Genomic DNA, 19,739 nt, shown 5'->3' with positions numbered 1-19,739 from the left:
GTCGCAGATTACCTCAATCGAATGGACGGAGCGTCCGGATCATGGCGGCAGTCGAACAACGGCGAGTGGACGATGACGAGGCAGGCCTGCGCCTCGATCGCTGGTTCAAGCTGCATTATCCCAGCCTTGGCTTCGGCCAGTTGCAGAAGCTGCTGCGATCTGGCCAGATCCGCATAGACGGTGGCCGCGCAAAATCTGATACGCGGGTCGAGCCGGGGCAGATGGTCCGCGTTCCACCGCTCGCGACGGACTCCAAGATCGCCTCGAACAAGCCGCTGACCGCAAATACCATGAAGGGCCAGCAGGACGGCGACGTCCTGTCTCAAATGGTGATCTACGAAGACGAGAAGGTGATCGTCTTCAACAAGCCGGCGGGGCTTGCCGTCCAGGGAGGTTCGGGCATTGCCCGCCATGTCGACGACATGCTGGAAGCCTGGCGCAACAAGAAGGGCGAGAAGCCCCGGCTGGTCCATCGTCTGGATCGCGATACCTCGGGCATCCTCGTAGTTGCCCGAACACGCGGCGCGGCGACAGCGCTGACCAAAGCGTTCCGCGAGCGCGATACGAAGAAGCTCTACTGGGCGGTGGTGAAGGGCGTTCCGGGCAAGAAGGAAGGCCGAATCTCGACCTATCTCAAGAAAGAGCAGACCCCAGACGGTGATCGCATGCGAATCGCCAAGCATGGGGAAGAGGGCGCCGATCACGCGCTCTCCAATTACCGGGTGGTCGACCATCTGGCACAGAACTTCGCCTGGCTGGAACTCGAACCCTACACCGGCCGCACCCATCAGCTGCGCGTCCATGCGGCTGAGATCGGCCATCCGATTCTAGGCGACCCGAAATACTTCGAGCACGATACGAACTGGGAGTTTCCGGGCGGCGTGCAGAAGCGCCTGCACCTTCACGCCAGGCGAATTGTGATCCCGCATCCCTCCGGCGGGACGATCGACCAGATCGCGCCGCTCCCGCAGCACATGCGCCAGACTTTCAACCTCTTCGGCTTCAACGAAGCCGAACTCGAAGACTGATCTGCCCGTGACCATCATCAAAGCCGTTCTGTTCGACTGCGATGGGACGATCGCCGATTCGGCTGGTCTGATCTGCGACATCATGGAGCGCTGCTTCATTGCGCATGGGCTTGAGCCGCCAGCGCGAGAGGCAACGCGCTCGATCATTGGTCTGTCGCTCGATACGGCGATCGCTGCCCTTCGCCCCAGCCTGACACGCTTCGAGGTGGAGCGTCTGGCCGATGCCTATCGCAACGAATACCGGCTCGAACGCACTCGTCCACACTTCGCCGACCATCTCTTCGATGGCATGGCCGATCTCGTTCGCGACCTAGCGTCACGCGAGTACGTCCTAGTTGGTATGGTGACAGGCAAATCGCGGCGTGGCGTAGCGGCTTTGACCGCCTCACACGGCCTGACTGAAGCTTTCTCGGTTGTTCGCACGGCCGACGACTGCCCCTCCAAGCCGCATCCGGCAATGGTTCTAGAATCTTGCGCCGAACTCGGCCTCGATCCACTTCATGCAGTCGTTGTCGGCGATACGAGTTTCGACATGGAAATGGCTCGCGCCGCCGGCAGCACTGCGATCGGCGTATCGTGGGGATCGCACACGCCGGATCATCTTGTGCGTAGCGGGTCACATCAGGTGACCGAGACCGTGCCCGATCTGGCCTCGGCTCTCGATCTCTGGCTGGCGTGTGAGCCCGCGAGAGCATAGCTACCGGCGATATCCACTCGAATCTGAAGGCCTTTCCTTACCTCCATGTCGAACGATCCCGATATCCTGCAACGCCTGTTCGAAAACCCGAATGCCATGCGCCGCGATTTGCCCAAGCGGTTTTACACCGAGGCAGATCTAGGTCCCGTCGGGGGCGGATATCAGGTGCTGCTGGATGGCCGGCCCGTAAAGACGCCGGCAAAGAAGCCGCTGGTCTTGCCGAACGATGCGATCGCGAGCGCCATCAAGGACGAATGGGCTGAACAGGGTGAACGTGTCGATCCGGGCACGATGCCGGCAACCCGGCTCGCCAACACCGTGGTCGATGCCGTCGCACTCCATCCGAGACCGGTTCTCGATGAAGTTCCGCGCTACGTGGAAACAGATCTGCTTTTTTATCGTGCCGGCCATCCTGACAGACTTGTCGAGCGCCAGCGCGAACGTTGGGATCCGATCGTGGCGTGGGCGTCGGAACTGCTCGGCGTGCGTTTCGTGCTCACTGAGGGTGTGATGCATGTCGAACAGCCGACCGAATCGCTTGAAGCATTCGCAACACGTGTGGCACCGCTCGAAGATCCATGGCTGATCGCCGGTCTTCAGCAGGTGACGACGATTTCCGGCTCGGGACTCCTGGCACTCGCGCTTCACGAAGGCCGTCTCGGAGTCGATGAAGCCTGGGCTCTGTCACGGCTCGACGAAGACTGGAATGCCGAGCGCTGGGGTGAAGACGAGGAAGCACAGCTCGTCAGCCGGCGACGCAAGGCTGATTTTGAAACGGCCGCGCTGTTTATGGGGCGGTAAGAGACCTGCAGAGCGCTCTCTGATCGAGAGACCTCATGAGGTCCTGCAATCATCATCGTGTTTCGAGAACGTTCCTGTAGATCTTGCTCATCGCAAGCTCGATTTTGAATTCGCAAATCGAGACGCTGCCTTCCGTGATGATGCGGCAATGCTCCGGCCACGCGTCTTCTTCCCGGATCCAAGCCCATACGCACGCCTTCTGTTGGTCGACGACCAGGTAAGACACGTAGGGGATCCAGACCAAGATATTCGAGACGCTTAGGGCCGAAATCGTTTGGCGTTGTCGTCTTCGAGAGGACCTCTACGATGAGGCGGGGGACTTTCGTCGTTCGGCCTTCGCTATTTGAACTTGCCTCCTCGACGAGAACGTCGGCATAGCGGATGGAGCGTCCCGGTCTGGATGGCGAAATCGCCCAGCGTGACCATGTAGCGATCAGGATAAAATGCCTGGTGGAACAGGCGGTCGATGTTGCTGACGATCCGAGCATGGGGCCGTTTCACGTAAGGCACCATGACCGGCACCCCGTCGACCAGCTCATATCGTTCCTCGCGAAATTCGATCCAGTCGAAGAATGCATCGACCGTCTGGAAGAAGGGCCGGGCGCCGGCATCCCATTCGGGCGTCTGTTCGATCTTCTTCCAAGCACTCCTGCGGCTACATCGGTTCGGTCGCGGGACGCTTCTCGGCGGCTGGCAAAAGACCGGCTCAGAGGGCTTCGGCTTGAACACTATCTCTCTTAGATATAGCCAAAGCAAACCAGAGATCACATCCAGCCTGCGGACCGAGCCATGACCATCGTCGACACCCGTGAACCTAACCCGAAGAGCTTCATTTCCGGGGCGACCGGGGATTGGGAGATCATCATTGGCATGGAGGTGCACGCCCAGGTGCTGTCCGATGCCAAGCTCTTCTCCGGCGCTTCGACGGATTTCGGCGCCGAGGCCAACTCTCATGTCAGCCTCGTCGATGCGGCGATGCCCGGAATGCTGCCGGTCATCAACGAGGAATGCGTGCGTCAGGCCGTGCGGACGGGCCTCGGCCTCAAGGCGCAGATCAACAAGCGCTCGGTGTTTGACCGCAAGAACTATTTCTATCCCGATCTGCCGCAGGGCTATCAGATCAGCCAGTTCAAGGATCCGATCGTCGGCGAGGGCACGGTGACGGTTTCGGTCGGACCGAACAAGCAGGGCGAGTTCGAGGATATCGAGGTTGGCATCGAGCGCCTGCATCTCGAACAGGATGCCGGCAAGTCGATGCACGACCAGCATCCATCCATGAGCTTCGTCGATCTCAACCGTTCGGGCGTCGCGTTGATGGAAATCGTCTCCAAGCCAGACATGCGCTCGGCAGACGAGGCCAAGGCCTATCTCACCAAACTTCGCACGATCCTGCGCTATCTCGGCACCTGCAACGGCAACATGGACGAGGGCTCCATGCGCGCCGATGTGAACGTTTCTGTCCGCCGTCCGGGCGGCGCCTTCGGCACGCGCTGCGAGATCAAGAACGTTAACTCGATCCGCTTCGTCGGTCAGTCGATCGAATCAGAGGCGCGGCGTCAGATTGCGCTGATCGAGGACGGCGGCATGGTGGAGCAGGAAACGCGTCTCTTCGACCCGACGAAGGGCGAGACCCGCGCCATGCGCAACAAGGAAGATGCGCACGACTATCGCTACTTCCCAGATCCGGACCTTCTGCCGCTGGAATTCGATCAGGCCTATATCGACGCGCTGCTCTCAGAGCTGCCCGAGCTTCCTGACGACAAGAAGAACCGGTTCATCGAGGAAGGCGGCCTTTCGACCTACGATGCCTCGATTCTCGTCTCGGAAAAGGCGATCGCCGATTTCTACGAGGAGGTCGCCAAGGGACGCGACGCCAAGCAGGCGGCGAACTGGGTGATCAACGATCTCCTCGGCGCGCTCAACAAGGACGGCAAGGGCATTGAGGAAACGCCGGTGTCGGCCGATCAGCTGGGTGCGATTCTCGATCTCATCCGCGAGGGTACGATTTCCGGCAAGATCGCCAAGGATCTCTTCGAGATCGTCTGGAACGAGGGCGGAGACCCGAAGCAGATCGTCGAAGACCGCGGCATGAAGCAGGTGACCGACACCGGTGCGATCGAGAAGGCGGTCGACGATGTAATCGCCGCGAACCCTGAGAAAGTCGAGCAGGCCAAGGCGAAACCTTCGATGGCTGGCTGGTTCGTCGGTCAGGTGATGAAGGCGACCGGCGGCAAGGCCAATCCGCAGGCCGTAAACGTGCTGGTCAAGGAAAAGCTTGGCGTCGAATAGGTAATGTTCTTCATCCGCACAGCCATGGAGCGCGATCTGCCGGCGGTGAGCCGGCTTCTCGCGGAAACTTGGCACGCGACATATGATCCCATCTACGGCTCGGCGCGCGTCACCGAAATAAGCGAGGCCTGGCATTCCGTCGCAGCGCTCAAGCCGCGGCTCGGTCGTCCTTCATCGGAGTTTATCGTCGGCGACAATGGCGAGAAGCTTGGAGGTATGGGATTTGCCGCATCCTCGGATGCCGATCGCACGCTTGTCGTGCTGCATCAGCTCTATGTCCTGCCGGATGAACAGCGGGAAGGCCTTGGGTCGGAGATGCTGCTGGAACTCATGGGCGCCTTTCCGGACGGGCGCAGGATTCGTTGCGAGGTCGAGCCCGCAAATGTGAGTGCGGTCGCGTTCTACGAGAAACACGGCTTCAGGCCGACCGGTACGGCGATTGCCCGTGGTGCGTCCAGTGATGGCGTCGAAGTCGCTGTCTTCGAGCGGCTGCTCGGCTGATACCGACCAATCGCTTTGACGCCACGTGGTGGACTCGCGATGATCAGGACCCGCACCGCGGATTGGACAACACGGCGCTGCGCGACACCTTTGTCGTGTGAGACGCGGTAACAAGACCGCGTTGAGCGGGATCGGGAGCCGTCGACAATGGCCTTGAAGATCTATCACGTGTTCGAACGCGGCATCGCCTATCTGCTTCTGCTCGGCATGGCCGTTGTCGTGGTTCTTGCCGTGTTCAGCTTTGCCCGCTCGCTGATCACGATCTTTACCGGGGCGGGCGATCCTCTCGAATACAACGCATTTCAGATGCTGTTCGATCGGGTGCTTGCCGTCGTCATTGCGCTGGAGCTTGCCCATTCGATCCAGCAGATGGCGACCGGCGACCATCGGCTTGCCCAGGTTCGCACCGTCATCGTCATCGGCGTTCTCGCCGTCGTTCGAAAGTTGATTCTGCTCGAAGTCGAAAGCACGTCCGGGACTTTCCTCATGGGCCTTGCGGCGACGGTGCTCGCACTCGGACTTGCGCTTTTCCTGATCAGCCTGATCGATCAAAGGGAGCATAAGGAACCGAAGTCGCAAGCCGATCAATCGTGATACTCATTTTCGCGGCGCCGGGATTGGCTGGACATCTATTCAATGCAGCCGCATAAGGGCGGTGAGTTTAGGCCGAGCATGTGGGCAAACGCGCGATGAAAGAATGGCTTCTGCAAATCTTCACCTGGTGGAATGGGCAGACCCTGAATACGCGGTTCTACACCTGGCGAACCGGCAAGAAGGTTGGCGAGGACCAGTACGGCAACATCTATTACACCAATAGCGATGGTACGCGCCGCTGGGTGATCTACAATGGCCCGGTCGAGGCGTCCGCCATTCCCACCGGATGGCATGGCTGGATGCATCACAGGGTCGATACGCCGCCATCGGAAGAGACGTACAATCCCCGCCATTGGGAAAAGTCGCACGAGAAGAACCACACCGGAACGCATGAAGCCTATCGTCCGTCCGGCTCTCTGCTACGCCCCGAAAAGGATCGCCCGCGTGTGACTGGCGAATACGACGCCTGGACGCCCTGACGCTCGCTGCCGATTTTCTGCCGGATTGCCTGACTATTCGCGGCTTTCAAGGGACGGTGCAACTCGCCTGCTTAGCCGCCGCGCGGCCTAGTGAATTATCGACACCGCGCTTCGGAACCGACCGGTGATGAGTTTGAGAATATTGGCGACTTTTTCCGAATTCCGCTCCATGGGCCGCGCGACGGCGTTTTCCGTGCTCGCCTTCCTGCCGGTCTGGTTCACGGCCACGACGGCTGACGCTCAGCAGCGGATCGAAAACCCCGTCGCCGTCTTTTCCGGCCTGGACAAGATTACCGGCCGTCTGACTGAATTCGACGTCTTCATCGACGAAACAGTGCAATTCGGCGCTCTTCAGGTAACGCCACGCGTCTGCAAGACCAGTGCCGAGGGCGAGGCCACCCAGACGGACGCCTTTGTCGAGGTCGACGAAATCACCCTCGACCGCGAAATCCGGCGCATATTTTCAGGCTGGATGTTTGCCGCATCGCCCGGCCTCAACGCGATCGAGCACCCGGTCTACGATGTGTGGCTGAAGAGCTGTAAGACCGAGTCGGACGTGCCGGCGCCGTCCGAATAGAAGGTCGCATCCGCCTCGACCGCCGTCGACAGAAGTGCCTGGTAATCTTCGCGGGGAATTTCGATAGCGCCAAATCGCTGCAGATGATCGGTCAGGAACTGAGTGTCCAGCAGCGAGTAACCGCCCCGGATCAGCCGTTCACACAAAAAGGCGAGGGCGACCTTCGAGGCGTCGGTTGTTCGCGAAAACATGCTTTCGCCGAAGAATGCGCCGCCCAGCGAGACACCGTAGAGACCGCCAACAAGTTCGCCGTCTTTCCAGGTCTCCACCGAATGCGCGAAGCCTTCTCGATAGAGTGAAATGTAGAGATCGCGGACCGTGCGATTGATCCAGGTTTCGGTCCGCTCCGGGGTCGGCTCGGCGCATCCGTCGAGGATCGCGGTGAAAGCCGTATCGAAGCGAACCTCGAAGATCTGTTTGCGGATCGTCTTTTTCAGGCTGCGAGGAATATGCACGGAACCGAGCGGCAAGATGCCGCGCTCCACCGGGTCGACCCAAAAGATGTTTGGGTCTTCGGCTGACTCAGCCATGGGAAAGATGCCGCAGGCATAGGCTTTCAGCAGAATGGCGGGAGTGATCCGATAATCTTGTCCGCCACTCTTCGCCATTGCGCGTCAGCCAGCCTCGCCTTCGAGGAAGTGTTCGAGCCAGTGAATATCGTATTCGCCGCGCCTGACGCTCTCGTTTGCCACGAGATCACGGAACAGGGGAAGCGTGGTGTTGATCCCGTCGAGCACGAACTCGTCGAGGGCTCGTTTCAGCCGCATCATGCATTCCTCGCGCGTCCGGCCGTGGACGATCAGCTTGCCGACGAGGCTGTCGTAGAAAGGCGGAATTCGATAGCCGCGATAGACCGCCGAATCGATGCGCACGCCGAGCCCGCCTGGAGCATGATAATGCGTGATCTCACCAGGCGAAGGCACGAAGGTGCGCGGGTCTTCCGCGTTGATGCGGCACTCGATGGCGTGGCCGAAGAACTTCACTTCGTCCTGCGTCAGAGAAAGCCCGTCCCCGTTGGCGACGCGAATCTGCTCATGCACGAGATCGAGGCCGGTCACCGCTTCCGTCACCGGATGCTCGACCTGAAGACGAGTGTTCATTTCGATGAAATAGAACTCGTCGTTCTCGTAGAGAAACTCGATCGTGCCGGCGCCGCGATATTTGAGGCCTTTCATGGCCTCCGCGCAGATGGTGCCGATTCGCTCACGCTGCTCCGGCGACAGGGCAGGCGAATTTGCCTCCTCCCATACCTTCTGATTCCGGCGCTGGAGTGAACAATCGCGCTCGCCGAGATGAATGGCATTGCCTTTACCGTCACCGAAAACCTGAACCTCGATATGGCGCGGCTTTTCGAGATATTTCTCGATGTAAACTGCGTCATCGCCGAAGGCGGCGCCGGCCTCGGAACGGGCGGTTGCGAGCGCGTTCGAAAGATCCTTTTCGGTGCGGGCGATCTTCATGCCACGTCCGCCGCCGCCGGCCGACGCTTTGACGATGACCGGGAAGCCGATTTCCTTGGCGATCTTCATCGCCTCGTCGTCCTCGGTCACCGCACCGGGAGAACCGGGAACGACCGGAATGCCGAGACGCTCGGCTGTCCGCTTGGCCTCGATCTTGTCACCCATGGTGCGGATGTGATCGGCCGTCGGGCCGATGAAAGTCAGCTGATGGGCTTCGAGAATGTCCGCGAAACGCGCATTCTCTGACAGGAAGCCATAACCTGGGTGGACCGCATCGGCGCCAGTGATCTCGCAGGCCGCTACGATCTGCGGAATGTTGAGATAACTGTCACGCGCCGGCGGCGGCCCGACGCAGACACTTTCGTCGGCCAGCCGCACATGCATGGCGGCATTGTCCGCCGTCGAGTGCACGGCCACGGTCGAGATCCCGAGTTCCTTGCAGGCGCGCAGAACACGAAGTGCGATCTCGCCGCGATTGGCGATGAGGACCTTGGAGACCATCGTCTTTAAGCCTCTCAGTCGATCACGAAGAGCGGTTCACCGAATTCCACCGGCTGGGCGTTGTCCACCAGGATTTCGCGGACCGTGCCGGAGCGGGGGGAGGGGATGTTGTTCATGGTCTTCATCGCCTCGATGATGCAGACCGTCTCGCCTTCCTTCACCGCTTGACCCACCTCTACGAACGGTTTCGAGCCCGGCGAAGCGGCGTGATAGACAGTTCCGACCATCGGCGATGTGACGGTGCCCTCGGCCGGTCCGGATTTTGCGGGCGCTGCCTGAGGCTGGGCTGCTGCGGGAGCCGGTTGCTGCTGCGGGGCTGGCGCATGAGACGCCATCTGCGGCTGCTGATAATAGACGGGAGCGGCCTCGATCTGGCGGGTCAGGCGGATACGCAACGAGTCCCGTTCGACCTCGATCTCCGTGAGATCGCTCTCCTTGAGGATCGCGGCCAACTCACGAACAATCTCGGGATCCAAGCTCTTATCGCTCATAGTATCCTATCCTGTCGCCCCGTCTTTCGGTGGTCTTACGATATGCAAGCCTGCGACGAACTTCATTCTCGTCAACAATGCTCTGGTCGAGCGGTTGCTTGCACGTTCGCGACAAGAATATCAACGTCCCGTCATGCGTTCGGGATGCATATCGCTTCATAATTCTCGCATGCGTGACGCTTTTCGAGCGACGTCCGTGTGCAAACCGCCCTAGTGGCAGGCGCCTCAGCTCGCGCCGCAATCGGCCTTGCCGCATTCGCGCATGGCCGCGACCGCGCTTTTCAGTCCCTCGACCCCGACACGGGCCTGAAGCACCTCGTCGCCGATGACATAGGACGGAGTGCCGTTGATTCGCAGATCGTTGGCGAGAACCTGAATGTCCTGAAGCGCCTTCATGTTGGTTGAGGCGGCGATGATCTCTTCGATCTTAGCGGTATCGACGCCCAAGTCTTCGGCGACCTGAAGCGCGGAGGCCTTGTCGGCGGTCGCACGCTTGGAAAGAAGAGTTTCGTGAAATTCGCGATATTTCTCGGGTGCGAGATCGCGGAAGGCCATCGATACCCGTGAGGCCTCGAGCGAACCCATGCCGAGGATCGGAAACTCCTTCAGGACGAAGCGGACATTGCCGTCCTCTTCAAGGAGGGCGGTCATATCGGCGAGAGCCTGACGGCAATAGCCGCAATTATAGTCGAAGAACTCGGTGATCGTAACGTCGCCGTCGGGATTACCAAGCACCATACCCTCGGGTGCCGTTACCAGCTGCTCGCGCGCCTGGCTGATCGTTTCTGCCTGGGCGGTTTTCTGTTCGGCATCCTGCTTTTCCTGCAGCGCGTTCATTGCTTCAACGAGGACTTCAGGATTGGCGATGAGATAGTCGCGGACGATCTTCTCGATGTCCTGCTTCTTCGTCGCATCGAAGCTGTCCTGCGCCAACGCGGGCGCAGACAAGGCGCTGCCCAAGAAGGTTGCTGCTATGGCGATAGTCTTGAGCGAACGCATGAAGCGGGTCCCTTGGTCGGATAAATGGCTGACGTGCACGAAGTTACGATCTGGCGCGAATTTTGAAGCAATAATAGGACATCACCGTGAATTTCGCGACCGGTTGCACGAGTTCTCGCCGCTTGGATGAGAGGTTTGAGATCGTCGGTCATTGTGCAAAGGCATGGCTGACTGCAATCATGATTGATCAAGAGGAAAACGAGCTTATGAACGATCGCGGATGGGAACCCTCGGAACGCTCGGGAGTCGAGCCTTTTCATGCGATGAGGTTTCTCGCGGAAGCCAATAGGCTCAAGGCTTCCGGTGCCGATGTTCTTTCGCTTGCGGTCGGACAGCCTGCATCACCCGCGCCGCGACCGGCCCGCGAAGCCGCGACGGCAATGATCGCACGAGGCTCTGTCGGCTACACCGATGCGATGGGCCGATCAGATCTGCGGTCGGCGCTCGCCGAGCACTATCGCGATGCATACGGCGTCGCCGTCGATCCAGCGCGGGTGATGGTAACCTCGGGAGCATCAGGTGGCTTCAACATCGCGTTTCTCGCGGCGTTCGAGGCCGGCGACAGGATTGCGATCGCGGCGCCTGGCTATCCCGCCTATCGCAACATCATGCGGGCTCTCGGCATCACGCCGGTCGAGATCGAGGTCGGCCCGGAAGACGACTATATCCTGACGCGCGATCATCTCGAAGGTCGTTTCGCTGCCGAGCCTTTTCAGGGCGTCCTCATCGCCAGTCCGGCGAACCCAACTGGGACCATGACGCCGCCCGAAGAGATGAAACGAATCGCCGAATTCTGTCGCAAGGCCGGCGTGTGGCTCATTTCCGACGAGATCTATCATCGGCTGAGCTTCGGTCAGGAGGAACGATCCGCTCTTCAGGATCTCGACGAGGCCATCGTCGTCAACTCGTTCTCGAAATATTACTGCATGACCGGTTGGCGTATCGGCTGGATGATCCTGCCGCCAAGCCTCACGGACGCGGCCGAGCGGTTGGGACAAAATCTCTACATATCTGCTTCCGACCTCTCACAGACAGCCGCACTCGGGGCGCTGGGCGCTGGCGAGGAGCTCGACCGCGTTCGCGAGAGCTATAGTCGCAATCGGCTGACCATGATGGAAAGGCTGCCGCAAATCGGCTTTCGCGCGATCGCGCCGATCGACGGCGCCTTCTACGCCTACGCGCAGATCCCTGAGGGCTTCTCTTCAGCGACGGCTTTCGCGAAAGCGCTCCTGAAGGAAGGCCACGTCGCCGTCACGCCCGGCACCGATTTCGATCTCAGGCGCGGCGATGGCTTCGTAAGGCTATCCTATGCGGGTGCGGAGGATGACATCGGCCAGGCACTGGACAGGATCGCCGATTTCGTCACGAAAGGCTGACGGTCGGACGAGAGGCTGAAGGAATGAAAAAGGGGCCGATCGAACTGGCCCCTTCGTTCTTATTTTTCATACATATGGCGCTCAGAAGAAACCGCGACTCCACCAGCCCGTGCGGCGGGGCTTGGGCTCTTCCTGCTTTTGCTCCGGAGCATTTTCACCGGATGTCACGACCGGCTCCGTGAGCGGCGGTTCAGCCGGTTGTTCCTCGGATTCGCCGGCACCATTGGCGTCGGAAGCCTCGACAGTCGCGCGCTCATTGTCGTTGGATGGCGCGTTGTCGTCATCGGTATCTGCGGGACTTGATGTATCGTCGTTCGAAGCGTCGGCGGACGCCTTTTCATCGCTTCCCGCTTCGGCTGCTTCCCCGATCAGGGTCGCGACAGGATCGTCGAAACGCTCATCGGCCGTCGAGGGCGCAGCCTCGTCCAGCGACGGTGCTGAAGCTTCGCCGGCACTGGCTTGATCTGCGGCAGCGCTCGGCTGCTCGACCGAGGCCTCGTCGGTGTCGCCAGAACTCTTTTCGACGTCGTTGGATTCGTCGTCCTGCTTCGAAGCCCAGTTCGACTGCTTTCGGCGGCCTCTATCGGACTTCCTGTCTTCCGCATCGCTGGCGTCGCCTGAGTCCTGGCTGTCGCTCTGATCGTCTTCGCTCTGGCTTTCGGCCTGCTTTTCGTTGCCGTCGCGATGACGGCGACCGCCCCGGCGACCCCGCCGTCTGCGACGACGGCCGGAATTGCTGTCGCCGTCCTGGTTCTCGTCGTCGGAACCGTCCGCATCGTCTGACGAGTCCGAACTATCCGAGGAGTCGGACGCCTGCTGCTCGTCACCGCTATTGTCGCTGTCGCCGTTATCGGAACCACCGCGCCGCCGGCGCCTGCGACGGCCTCGACCCTTGGAACGGCCCTCGCTGTTTTCGTCCGTCTCCCGGTTGTCGTCGCGTGCTTCGGCGGTGCCGGCCTCGTCCTCGCTTGTCTCCTCGTCCAAGTCGACGTCTTCATCCACCTCGTCCTCGGCGGCGACCGAGATCGGGCTGACGAAATCGCGAGCGATCGGACGGCTGGCGACACCGCCCTGTTCGATCGACAGATCGTTGTGGCCGACAGATGGATCAGCCTCGATGAATATCCTCAGATCGTGGTTCTGCTCGAGCTCGTCGATATGGTGACGCTTCTCGTTCAGGATGAAGAGCGCTGTCTCGGTCGGAACCTTGACGATGAGGTCGCGGCCCTTGTTCTTCTGGAGATAGTCCTCGATGTGGCGGATCGCGTGGAGCGCCAGCGAAGAGGTCGCCCGAACCATGCCGCCGCCTTCGCAGACCGGGCAGGGTCGCATGGTCGATTCCAGAACGCTGGCGCGGATGCGCTGGCGGCTCATCTCCATCAGGCCGAAATGCGAGATCTTGCCGACCTGGATGCGCGCCCGGTCGTTCTTCAGGCAGTCCTTCATCTTCTTTTCGACGGCGCGGTTGTTCCGCTTCTCGTCCATGTCGATGAAGTCGACCACGATGAGGCCCGCGAGGTCGCGCAGGCGCAATTGCCGGGCGATTTCCTCAGCGGCCTCCAGATTGGTCTGGTAGGCGGTGTTCTCGATCGACATTTCACGGGTCGAGCGCCCGGAGTTCACGTCGATCGCCACCAGCGCTTCGGTCTGGTTGATGATGATGTAACCGCCGGATTTCAGCGTCACATGCGGCTGCAGCATCTTGTCGAGCTGGGATTCGATGCCCTGGCGCGTAAAGATCGGCGTCGCGTCGCGATAAGGCTGAACGGCTTTCGCCTGGCTCGGCATCAGCATCCGCATGAAGTCTTTTGCTTCGCGGTAGCCAGCCTCGCCGGAGACGAGAATCTGGTCGATATCCTTGTTGAAGAGGTCGCGGATCGACCGCTTGATCAGGCTGCCTTCCTCGTAAACCAGAGACGGCGCGATCGACTGGAGCGTCAATGTCCGGACCGATTCCCAGAGCCGCATCAGATATTCGTAGTCGCGCTTGACCTCGGCCTTGGTGCGGTTGGCACCGGCCGTGCGCAGGATGATTCCCATGCCGCGCGGGACATCGAGTTCCTTGACGACGTCACGCAGCCGCTTGCGATCGGCCTGATTGGTGATCTTGCGCGAGATGCCGCCACCACGCGCCGTGTTCGGCATCAGCACCGAATAGCGGCCTGCGAGCGAGAGATAGGTTGTGAGAGCCGCGCCCTTGTTGCCGCGCTCTTCCTTGACGACCTGGACCAGCAGAATCTGGCGGCGCTTGATGACCTCCTGAATCTTGTAGTGCTTGCGCGGCCGGGCCTGCCGAACGGGAACTTCCTCCATAGCGTCTTCGGAGCCGATTTCGTCGACTTCGTCGCTATCTTCGTCGTCACTGTCGCCGTCTTTGTCGTCGTCGCGGCGCGAGCGGCCGCGCGTGTTGGAGCGTCGGCCTCGCTTGCGCCGGGCGCCGCGCTTCGACGGGCGGCCTTCGCCATCGGAAGACGGCTCGTCGTCGCCATTTTCGTGGTCGTCGGAATCCTCATCTTCGTCGTCGTCAGATGAATCCTCTTCACCGTCATCGTCCGAGTCATCGTCTTCGTCGGCGCTGGATGCGGTTTCGCGCGCATCTTCGGAACGGTCTTCTTCGTCATCGGAAGCGTCGTCTGATGACGTCGTCTCCGAAGCGTCGACGCTCTCCGCCTTCGGTGCATCGTCGGAGGACAGGCCATCGCCCTCGTCGTCCTCGTCCGACTCTTCACCCTCGACACGCTCCGAAACGCTGTCGTCTGACTTGTCCTCGCGGCGCGATGCCTTCGAGCGGGACTTGCGCTTGGCCTCGCGTTCTTCTTCTTCTGCCTCATCATCAGCCTGCCCGCGCGCCATCTCTTCGGCGAGAAGCGCTTCGCGGTCGGCCTTGGGGATCTGATAATAATCCGGATGGATTTCGCTGAAGGCGAGAAAACCGTGGCGTCCGCCACCATACTCGATGAAGGCGGCCTGGAGCGAAGGCTCCACGCGCGTCACCTTGGCGAGGTAGATGTTTCCCTTGAGCTGCTTCTTGTGCTCGGATTCGAAATCGAACTCTTCGACGCGATTACCGCGTACGACGACGACGCGCGTCTCCTCTGGATGGGAGGCGTCGATAAGCATTTTGTTGGCCATGGAATCTCTCCAAGGCCCGGCTTCTACGATTGGCTGATCTTCTGAACGATGATGAGTAGAATCGGATAGTTAACCGGGCGGCGGAGCACACCTTCGTCGACGTGGCCGGCTGCAGTCGCGCGGGCTGCGCGACCGGTAGGGCCGCACTCCTTGTCCGCTGCGTTGGCCGGATTGTCATCGTCACGACGGAACCCCGCAAAAAATAAGGATGACCGCTTCTTTCAAAGGGTCGATGATGTTTCTCTGCCCGCGGCGCGCAAGGCCCGGGGCTGTACTGATCGCAGGGCGACGCTTGATACTCGCATCGCGCACAGCGCAAATTCTGAAAGTCCGAAGAGCGGCCGGTGGCTTTGAATGCAATTCAGCACGGAGCCGCCACGCTCCTCGCCAATTCACCGGTCTTTCCTCGTCGAATGATCGGTTGCCGGCTCCAGGAGGCCGGCTTGGCGGGACTTCTTACCCCTCTTAGGCTTTGGTGCGCCAAGAAACAAGCCGTCTGGCTTGCGCGAATATCGCTAACTGGCAGGCAGAACCTACCGCCGAAGTTTTTTGATATGTGTTGCGGCAAGTTCGCTCCTTCATTCTGGCGCGAGGGTCGGCTGCCATAATCGTCACCTATCCGTGATCTATGCATCAGCCGCTCCTGAACGAAGACATCCCGCCAGAAGGCCCCCTATCATGCTGCGAATCGGCGCTTGCGCCTGTTTGACGATTCTGGTCGCGTTTGCATCCCTGCTTCGCGCCGCCGCTGCCGAAACAGCGATCGTCACGCGCGTCGAAATCAAGGCCGAGCAGAACGACAGGCAGAGCGCAGTTTTCGATTTCACCGCTGCACCCGATGCGCGGTTGTTCATCCTGCGCTCGCCGGATCGGATCGCTCTGGATCTTACCGACGCGCTGCCGGCGGTCGACCCTGTTCTGAACGACGAGCGCGGTCTGATCGAAAGCGTCAGGCACGGAGCGACTGGTCCAGATCGCTATCGTTACATCTTCCGGCCGAAGTCGGGTGTCGAAGCGCGGCTGCGGCGCTTGGACGAGAACGAGTCTCGTCCATCCTACGAAATCGTCTTTTCAAAAACCAATGGCGCGACGGTCGTTGCCGGCGAGGCACGCCTTTCTGCGCAGACCGACAAATCCATCGTCACCCACGACGACATTTCCGACAAGGCGATCAATCGGACGACCGGATTTACGATCGTAATCGATCCCGGCCATGGCGGCGACGACGACGGTGCTATCGCCAAGAGCGGGGTCATGGAAAAGGACATCAATCTCGCCGCCGCCAAGGTCCTGCGCGACGTACTTGAAAAAAATCCGAGTGTCCGTGTGGTGCTCACTCGCGAGAAGGACGAGTTTCTTGGCCTCGTCGAACGTACCGAGATCGCGCGGCGCGAGAAGGCGAACCTTTTCATCTCATTGCACGCCGATAGCATCCGCTACAAGGATCTGCGTGGGGCGACTATCTACACGCTCTCAGAGAAGGCCTCAGATAGCCTTTCGCTGGAGATTGCCGCAAACGAGAACGCGGCAGACCGTTTCGGAGGTGAGGAGTATGCCGAGGAAGCGCCTGAAGTCTTTGATATCCTCGCCGATCTGACACGGCGCGAGACGGTCAGCTATTCGGAGCATTTCGCGTCCTCACTGCTTGCCAAGATGCGGCAATCCAATATTCGCTTTATCAAGAACCCGAAGCGCTCCGCTGCTTTCATTGTCCTTAAGGCGCCCGATGTGCCCTCAGTGCTGATCGAGCTTGGCTTCATGTCCAACGTCCAGGACGCGAAACTGCTGGCCGATGAGAAATGGCGTAAGGAAGCGATGACCACGATCGCGGAGGCGATTACGACCTTTTATGGAATCGGAAATGGCGGGTGACTGCTCTGTTGGGCATTTGCCCGGGTAGTCGAGCAGGCGAGCAATTCGTAAGAAATCGGAGAGACATCATCGCTCTGCCGCATTTTACTAGCAAAACGTGAAGCTGCACGGAAATGTGACTCGTTTCTAGGGGAACCATATCTGCACCGCGTTCCAAGGTCGATGAGACCGTGAGATCGAGGCGCAGAATGGACGTCAGGGTCGGAACACGGCGCAGCGTTTCAGTGCGCGATCATATGTTTCGGTCTTCGAGTGCCTCGGGGCGAGGGGCGAAGCGAGTGGGATCGTTTCGCACCACGGGGTAAGAATCAGGGGTATCCGGGAACGCTCAGGCGCCGGAGAGTGGATGAATCACCGATGATCAGACTGATCGGCTATTTCTTTGGGATTGGCTCCGTTTTCTTCCTCATCGTGGCGGGCGGCCTTGCCTGGTACGTGGAAAAGATCGGTGAAGATCTCCCGGATTACCAAGTTCTGGCCGACTACAAGCCGCCTGTGACCACCCGCGTCCACGCCTCCGACGGACAGCTGATGGCCGAATATGCCCGTGAACGCAGGCTATTCCTGCCGATTCAAGCAATCCCGGCACGTGTAAAGAACGCGTTTCTCGCAGCCGAGGACAAGAATTTCTACTCCCATCCGGGCGTCGACATCGAAGGTATCGTCCGTGCCGTCAGCGTGATCGCACAGGGCGGGCGCATGCAGGGTGCTTCCACGATCACCCAACAGGTCGCGAAGAACTTCCTCCTGACGAACGAGCGCACCTTCGACCGTAAGGTCAAGGAAGCGATCCTCTCGATGCGTATCGAACAGGCCTATTCGAAGGAAAAGATCCTCGAACTCTATCTCAACGAAATCTACCTTGGCATGGGGTCTTACGGCATCGCTGCGGCGGCTCTGGCCTATTTCGACAAGGCGGTGAACGAGCTCACTGTTGAGGAAGCAGCCTATCTCGCGGCCCTTCCGAAGGCGCCGGAAAACTACAATCCGTTCCGCAACCCGGAACGTGCGATTGCGCGCCGCAACTGGGTGATCGCCCAGATGGACAACAACGGCTTCGTCACCACCGAGGAGGCGAATGTCGCGAAGAAGGAGCCTCTGGGCGTCAATCCGCGTCCGACCGGCACCTATCTGGCAACCGCCGAGTACTTCACCGAGGACGTTCGCCGCGAGATCGTTGATCGCTACGGTATCAACGCCCTTTATGAAGGCGGTCTTTCGGTTCGCACGACGCTCGATCCAGAAATGCAGAGCTTTGCCCGTGACGCGCTGCAAACCGCGCTCGTGAATTTCGACGAGGCCCGTGGCTTCCGCGGTCCGGTTTCGAATGTCGAGATCGGCAGCGATTGGGGCGAGGCCGTGGGCGAGATCGAGGCGTTCTCGGACGTGCCTCAATGGCGGCTCGCTATCGTTCTTTCGACCGACAGCGAGAGTGCGAGCATCGGTCTCCAGCCGGCCCGCGATGCCGGCGGCAAGCTCGGCTCCGAACGCGATGTCGCAACGCTCACGAAATCCAATATGAGCTGGGCCATGCGTCTCAATATGGAGGAGCGCAAGGGTTCGGTCGGCTCCGTTTCCGAGGTCCTCAATCGCGGCGACATCGTCTATGTGGAGAAGCTCGCGGAGGGTGAAGGCTGGAAGCTGCGCCAGCCGCCAGAGATTCAGGGCGGCCTCGTTGCCATGGAGCCGGAGACCGGCCGCGTCCGCGCCATGGTCGGCGGCTTCTCTTACGGTGAGTCCGAGTTCAACCGCGCCTCGCAGGCCTATCGCCAGCCGGGCTCCTCGTTCAAACCCTTCGTCTACGCGACGGCGCTCGACAACGGCTACACGCCTGCTTCGGTCATCCTCGATGCGCCGATCTCGATGCCTGACGGGAATGGCGGCTTCTGGACACCGTCGAACTACGGTGGCGGTTCGGCTGGTCCGTCGACGCTCCGTCTCGGCATCGAGAAGAGCCGTAACCTGATGACGGTCCGCCTTGCGCGGGACATGGGTATGAAGTTGGTCGCGGAATATGCCGAGCGCTTCGGTATCTACGATAAGCTCGCACCCTACCTGCCGATGGCACTCGGGGCTGGTGAGACGACTGTACTGCGCATGGTCGGCGCTTATTCGGTGCTCGCCAATGGCGGCCGCGCAATCGAGCCGACGCTGATCGACCGTGTGCAGGACCGCTATGGCCGCACGATTTTCAAGCACGATCAACGCTTCTGTGCCGAGTGCAATGTCGCGAGCTACAGCGGCCAGGGCGAGCCCGAGCTCGTCGACGAGCGTGATCAGGTGCTCGATCCAATGACCGCCTACCAGATCACATCGATGATGGAAGGCGTCGTCCAGCGCGGTACCGCGACCAAGGTCAAGGCGCTCGGCTTCCCGGTGGCTGGCAAGACCGGCACCACCAACGAGGAGAAGGACGTGTGGTTCGTCGGCTTCACGCCCGACCTCGTGGTCGGCGTCTATCTCGGCTACGACCAGCCGCGCCCGATGGGCCGTGGTGCGACAGGCGGCGGCCTCGCCGCGCCGGTCTTCATCGATTTCATGGAAGATGCGATGAAGGGCAAGCCGCCGGTCGAGTTCAAGGTGCCCGAAGGCATGGAGGTCATCGCCGTCAACCGCTCGAACGGCATGCGGTCGTCGGGCGGTGGCGACGGAACCATTATGGAAGCCTTCAAGCCCGGAACGGGTCCAGCCGACAGCTATAGCGTGATTGGCATGGATGCGATCGCATCGGACGTGCGCCGGGGTGTCGTCTCGGAGCAGACACGGCAGGCGATCAGCCAAGGCGCGGGCGGCCTCTTCTAAGCCTAGCCAAGGCGTTTTCGCCTCGCTATATCGAGCATTCGGACAAGGGGCGGCGCTTGCGACCGCCCTTTTCCTTGCAAGGCAGGCGGGATGCAGATGAGCCTTTCGGTTCTCGCAGCCCGCAACATGACAGAGCTTAC

General features: G+C 60.5%; 17 protein-coding genes. 11 read left to right on the top strand and 6 right to left on the bottom strand.

What is annotated here, in order from left to right:
- Positions 1 to 41: 41 nt before the first annotated feature.
- From ABRA89_RS06775 to ABRA89_RS06765, 3 genes are read left to right on the top strand one after another with little or no spacing between them, the layout of a single operon-like run.
- Entirely contained in the window at positions 42 to 1,028 is a 987-nt protein-coding gene (locus ABRA89_RS06775; protein WP_349940696.1) for an RluA family pseudouridine synthase, read from the top strand.
- A gap of 7 nt (positions 1,029 to 1,035) precedes the next feature.
- Positions 1,036 to 1,725 (top strand): HAD-IA family hydrolase, encoded by a 690-nt coding sequence (locus ABRA89_RS06770; protein ID WP_463671260.1) that lies wholly within the window; start codon positions 1,036 to 1,038, stop codon positions 1,723 to 1,725.
- 45 nt (positions 1,726 to 1,770) lie between these two features.
- Positions 1,771 to 2,526 carry an ATP12 family chaperone protein gene (locus ABRA89_RS06765; protein WP_349940695.1) on the top strand — a complete coding sequence of 252 codons (756 nt, stop codon included), beginning with the start codon at positions 1,771 to 1,773 and terminating at the stop codon, positions 2,524 to 2,526.
- Between the two features lie 339 nt (positions 2,527 to 2,865).
- Here the strand turns inward: ABRA89_RS06765 and ABRA89_RS06760 are convergent, their stop codons facing one another.
- A complete protein-coding gene (locus ABRA89_RS06760) occupies positions 2,866 to 3,255 on the bottom strand; it encodes a hypothetical protein (protein WP_349940694.1) in 390 nt (129 codons plus the stop codon).
- Positions 3,256 to 3,315: 60 nt separating this feature from the next.
- Between ABRA89_RS06760 and gatB the strand changes: the two genes are divergently transcribed.
- The 5 genes from gatB (at position 3,316) to ABRA89_RS06735 (ending at position 6,966) form a co-directional block, all read left to right on the top strand.
- Positions 3,316 to 4,815, top strand: coding sequence for an Asp-tRNA(Asn)/Glu-tRNA(Gln) amidotransferase subunit GatB (gatB, locus tag ABRA89_RS06755; RefSeq protein WP_349940693.1), 1,500 nt, complete (start codon positions 3,316 to 3,318; stop codon positions 4,813 to 4,815).
- Positions 4,816 to 4,818: 3 nt separating this feature from the next.
- Positions 4,819 to 5,316: a GNAT family N-acetyltransferase gene (locus tag ABRA89_RS06750; protein WP_349940692.1), complete on the top strand. Its 498-nt coding sequence runs from the start codon at positions 4,819 to 4,821 to the stop codon at positions 5,314 to 5,316.
- Positions 5,317 to 5,463: 147 nt separating this feature from the next.
- Positions 5,464 to 5,910, top strand: coding sequence for a phosphate-starvation-inducible PsiE family protein (locus ABRA89_RS06745; RefSeq protein ID WP_349940691.1), 447 nt, complete (start codon positions 5,464 to 5,466; stop codon positions 5,908 to 5,910).
- A 95-nt stretch (positions 5,911 to 6,005) separates the two neighbouring features.
- Positions 6,006 to 6,389 carry an NADH:ubiquinone oxidoreductase subunit NDUFA12 gene (locus ABRA89_RS06740; protein WP_349940690.1) on the top strand — a complete coding sequence of 128 codons (384 nt, stop codon included), beginning with the start codon at positions 6,006 to 6,008 and terminating at the stop codon, positions 6,387 to 6,389.
- A gap of 169 nt (positions 6,390 to 6,558) precedes the next feature.
- Positions 6,559 to 6,966 carry a DUF2155 domain-containing protein gene (locus tag ABRA89_RS06735; protein WP_349940906.1) on the top strand — a complete coding sequence of 136 codons (408 nt, stop codon included), beginning with the start codon at positions 6,559 to 6,561 and terminating at the stop codon, positions 6,964 to 6,966.
- Here ABRA89_RS06735 and aat read toward each other — a convergent pair.
- The 4 genes from aat to ABRA89_RS06715 form a co-directional block, all read right to left on the bottom strand.
- Positions 6,906 to 7,574 (bottom strand): leucyl/phenylalanyl-tRNA--protein transferase, encoded by a 669-nt coding sequence (gene aat, locus ABRA89_RS06730; protein WP_349940689.1) that lies wholly within the window; start codon positions 7,572 to 7,574, stop codon positions 6,906 to 6,908. The genes ABRA89_RS06735 and aat overlap by 61 nt on opposite strands.
- Positions 7,575 to 7,580: 6 nt before the next feature.
- Positions 7,581 to 8,927, bottom strand: coding sequence for an acetyl-CoA carboxylase biotin carboxylase subunit (accC, locus tag ABRA89_RS06725; RefSeq protein WP_349940688.1), 1,347 nt, complete (start codon positions 8,925 to 8,927; stop codon positions 7,581 to 7,583).
- 14 nt (positions 8,928 to 8,941) lie between these two features.
- Positions 8,942 to 9,418 (bottom strand): acetyl-CoA carboxylase biotin carboxyl carrier protein, encoded by a 477-nt coding sequence (gene accB, locus ABRA89_RS06720; protein WP_349940687.1) that lies wholly within the window; start codon positions 9,416 to 9,418, stop codon positions 8,942 to 8,944.
- 225 nt (positions 9,419 to 9,643) lie between these two features.
- Positions 9,644 to 10,417: a DsbA family protein gene (locus ABRA89_RS06715; RefSeq protein WP_349940686.1), complete on the bottom strand. Its 774-nt coding sequence runs from the start codon at positions 10,415 to 10,417 to the stop codon at positions 9,644 to 9,646.
- 263 nt (positions 10,418 to 10,680) lie between these two features.
- Here ABRA89_RS06715 and ABRA89_RS06710 point away from each other — a divergent pair, with 263 nt between their 5' ends.
- Complete coding sequence (locus ABRA89_RS06710; protein ID WP_349940685.1) at positions 10,681 to 11,793, top strand: pyridoxal phosphate-dependent aminotransferase; 1,113 nt, start codon at positions 10,681 to 10,683, stop codon at positions 11,791 to 11,793.
- An 81-nt stretch (positions 11,794 to 11,874) separates the two neighbouring features.
- On the opposite strand, the gene ABRA89_RS06705 is transcribed toward ABRA89_RS06710, so the two are convergent.
- Positions 11,875 to 14,925, bottom strand: coding sequence for an Rne/Rng family ribonuclease (locus tag ABRA89_RS06705; protein WP_349940684.1), 3,051 nt, complete (start codon positions 14,923 to 14,925; stop codon positions 11,875 to 11,877).
- A gap of 678 nt (positions 14,926 to 15,603) precedes the next feature.
- Between ABRA89_RS06705 and ABRA89_RS06700 the strand changes: the two genes are divergently transcribed.
- Together ABRA89_RS06700 and ABRA89_RS06695 are read left to right on the top strand one after the other, a co-directional pair.
- Positions 15,604 to 16,797, top strand: a complete 1,194-nt coding sequence (locus tag ABRA89_RS06700; RefSeq protein WP_349940683.1) for an N-acetylmuramoyl-L-alanine amidase — start codon at positions 15,604 to 15,606, stop codon at positions 16,795 to 16,797.
- Positions 16,798 to 17,154: 357 nt separating this feature from the next.
- On the top strand, positions 17,155 to 19,599 hold the full coding sequence (locus ABRA89_RS06695) for a penicillin-binding protein 1A (protein ID WP_349940682.1): 2,445 nt from the start codon (positions 17,155 to 17,157) through the stop codon (positions 19,597 to 19,599).
- Positions 19,600 to 19,739: the final 140 nt, after the last annotated feature.

The organism is Fulvimarina thalattae (genome assembly GCF_040239565.1).
In the GTDB taxonomy this organism is placed as follows: domain Bacteria; phylum Pseudomonadota; class Alphaproteobacteria; order Rhizobiales; family Rhizobiaceae; genus Fulvimarina.
The sequence above is the reverse complement of the archived record's forward strand: the minus strand, read 5'-3'. Positions and strand labels throughout refer to the sequence as shown.

Bases quoted from the DNA above. Each gene is read 5' to 3' on its own strand.
- ABRA89_RS06775 (WP_349940696.1), top strand. From the start codon at position 42: ATGGCGGCAGTCGAACAACGGCGAGTGGACGATGACGAGGCAGGCCTG.
- ABRA89_RS06765 (WP_349940695.1), top strand. From the start codon at position 1,771: ATGTCGAACGATCCCGATATCCTGCAACGCCTGTTCGAAAACCCGAAT.
- gatB (WP_349940693.1), top strand. From the start codon at position 3,316: ATGACCATCGTCGACACCCGTGAACCTAACCCGAAGAGCTTCATTTCC.
- ABRA89_RS06750 (WP_349940692.1), top strand. From the start codon at position 4,819: ATGTTCTTCATCCGCACAGCCATGGAGCGCGATCTGCCGGCGGTGAGC.
- ABRA89_RS06745 (WP_349940691.1), top strand. From the start codon at position 5,464: ATGGCCTTGAAGATCTATCACGTGTTCGAACGCGGCATCGCCTATCTG.
- ABRA89_RS06740 (WP_349940690.1), top strand. From the start codon at position 6,006: ATGAAAGAATGGCTTCTGCAAATCTTCACCTGGTGGAATGGGCAGACC.
- ABRA89_RS06735 (WP_349940906.1), top strand. From the start codon at position 6,559: ATGGGCCGCGCGACGGCGTTTTCCGTGCTCGCCTTCCTGCCGGTCTGG.
- aat (WP_349940689.1), bottom strand. From the start codon at position 7,574: ATGGCGAAGAGTGGCGGACAAGATTATCGGATCACTCCCGCCATTCTG.
- accC (WP_349940688.1), bottom strand. From the start codon at position 8,927: ATGGTCTCCAAGGTCCTCATCGCCAATCGCGGCGAGATCGCACTTCGT.
- accB (WP_349940687.1), bottom strand. From the start codon at position 9,418: ATGAGCGATAAGAGCTTGGATCCCGAGATTGTTCGTGAGTTGGCCGCG.
- ABRA89_RS06715 (WP_349940686.1), bottom strand. From the start codon at position 10,417: ATGCGTTCGCTCAAGACTATCGCCATAGCAGCAACCTTCTTGGGCAGC.
- ABRA89_RS06710 (WP_349940685.1), top strand. From the start codon at position 10,681: ATGAGGTTTCTCGCGGAAGCCAATAGGCTCAAGGCTTCCGGTGCCGAT.
- ABRA89_RS06705 (WP_349940684.1), bottom strand. From the start codon at position 14,925: ATGGCCAACAAAATGCTTATCGACGCCTCCCATCCAGAGGAGACGCGC.
- ABRA89_RS06700 (WP_349940683.1), top strand. From the start codon at position 15,604: ATGCTGCGAATCGGCGCTTGCGCCTGTTTGACGATTCTGGTCGCGTTT.
- ABRA89_RS06695 (WP_349940682.1), top strand. From the start codon at position 17,155: ATGATCAGACTGATCGGCTATTTCTTTGGGATTGGCTCCGTTTTCTTC.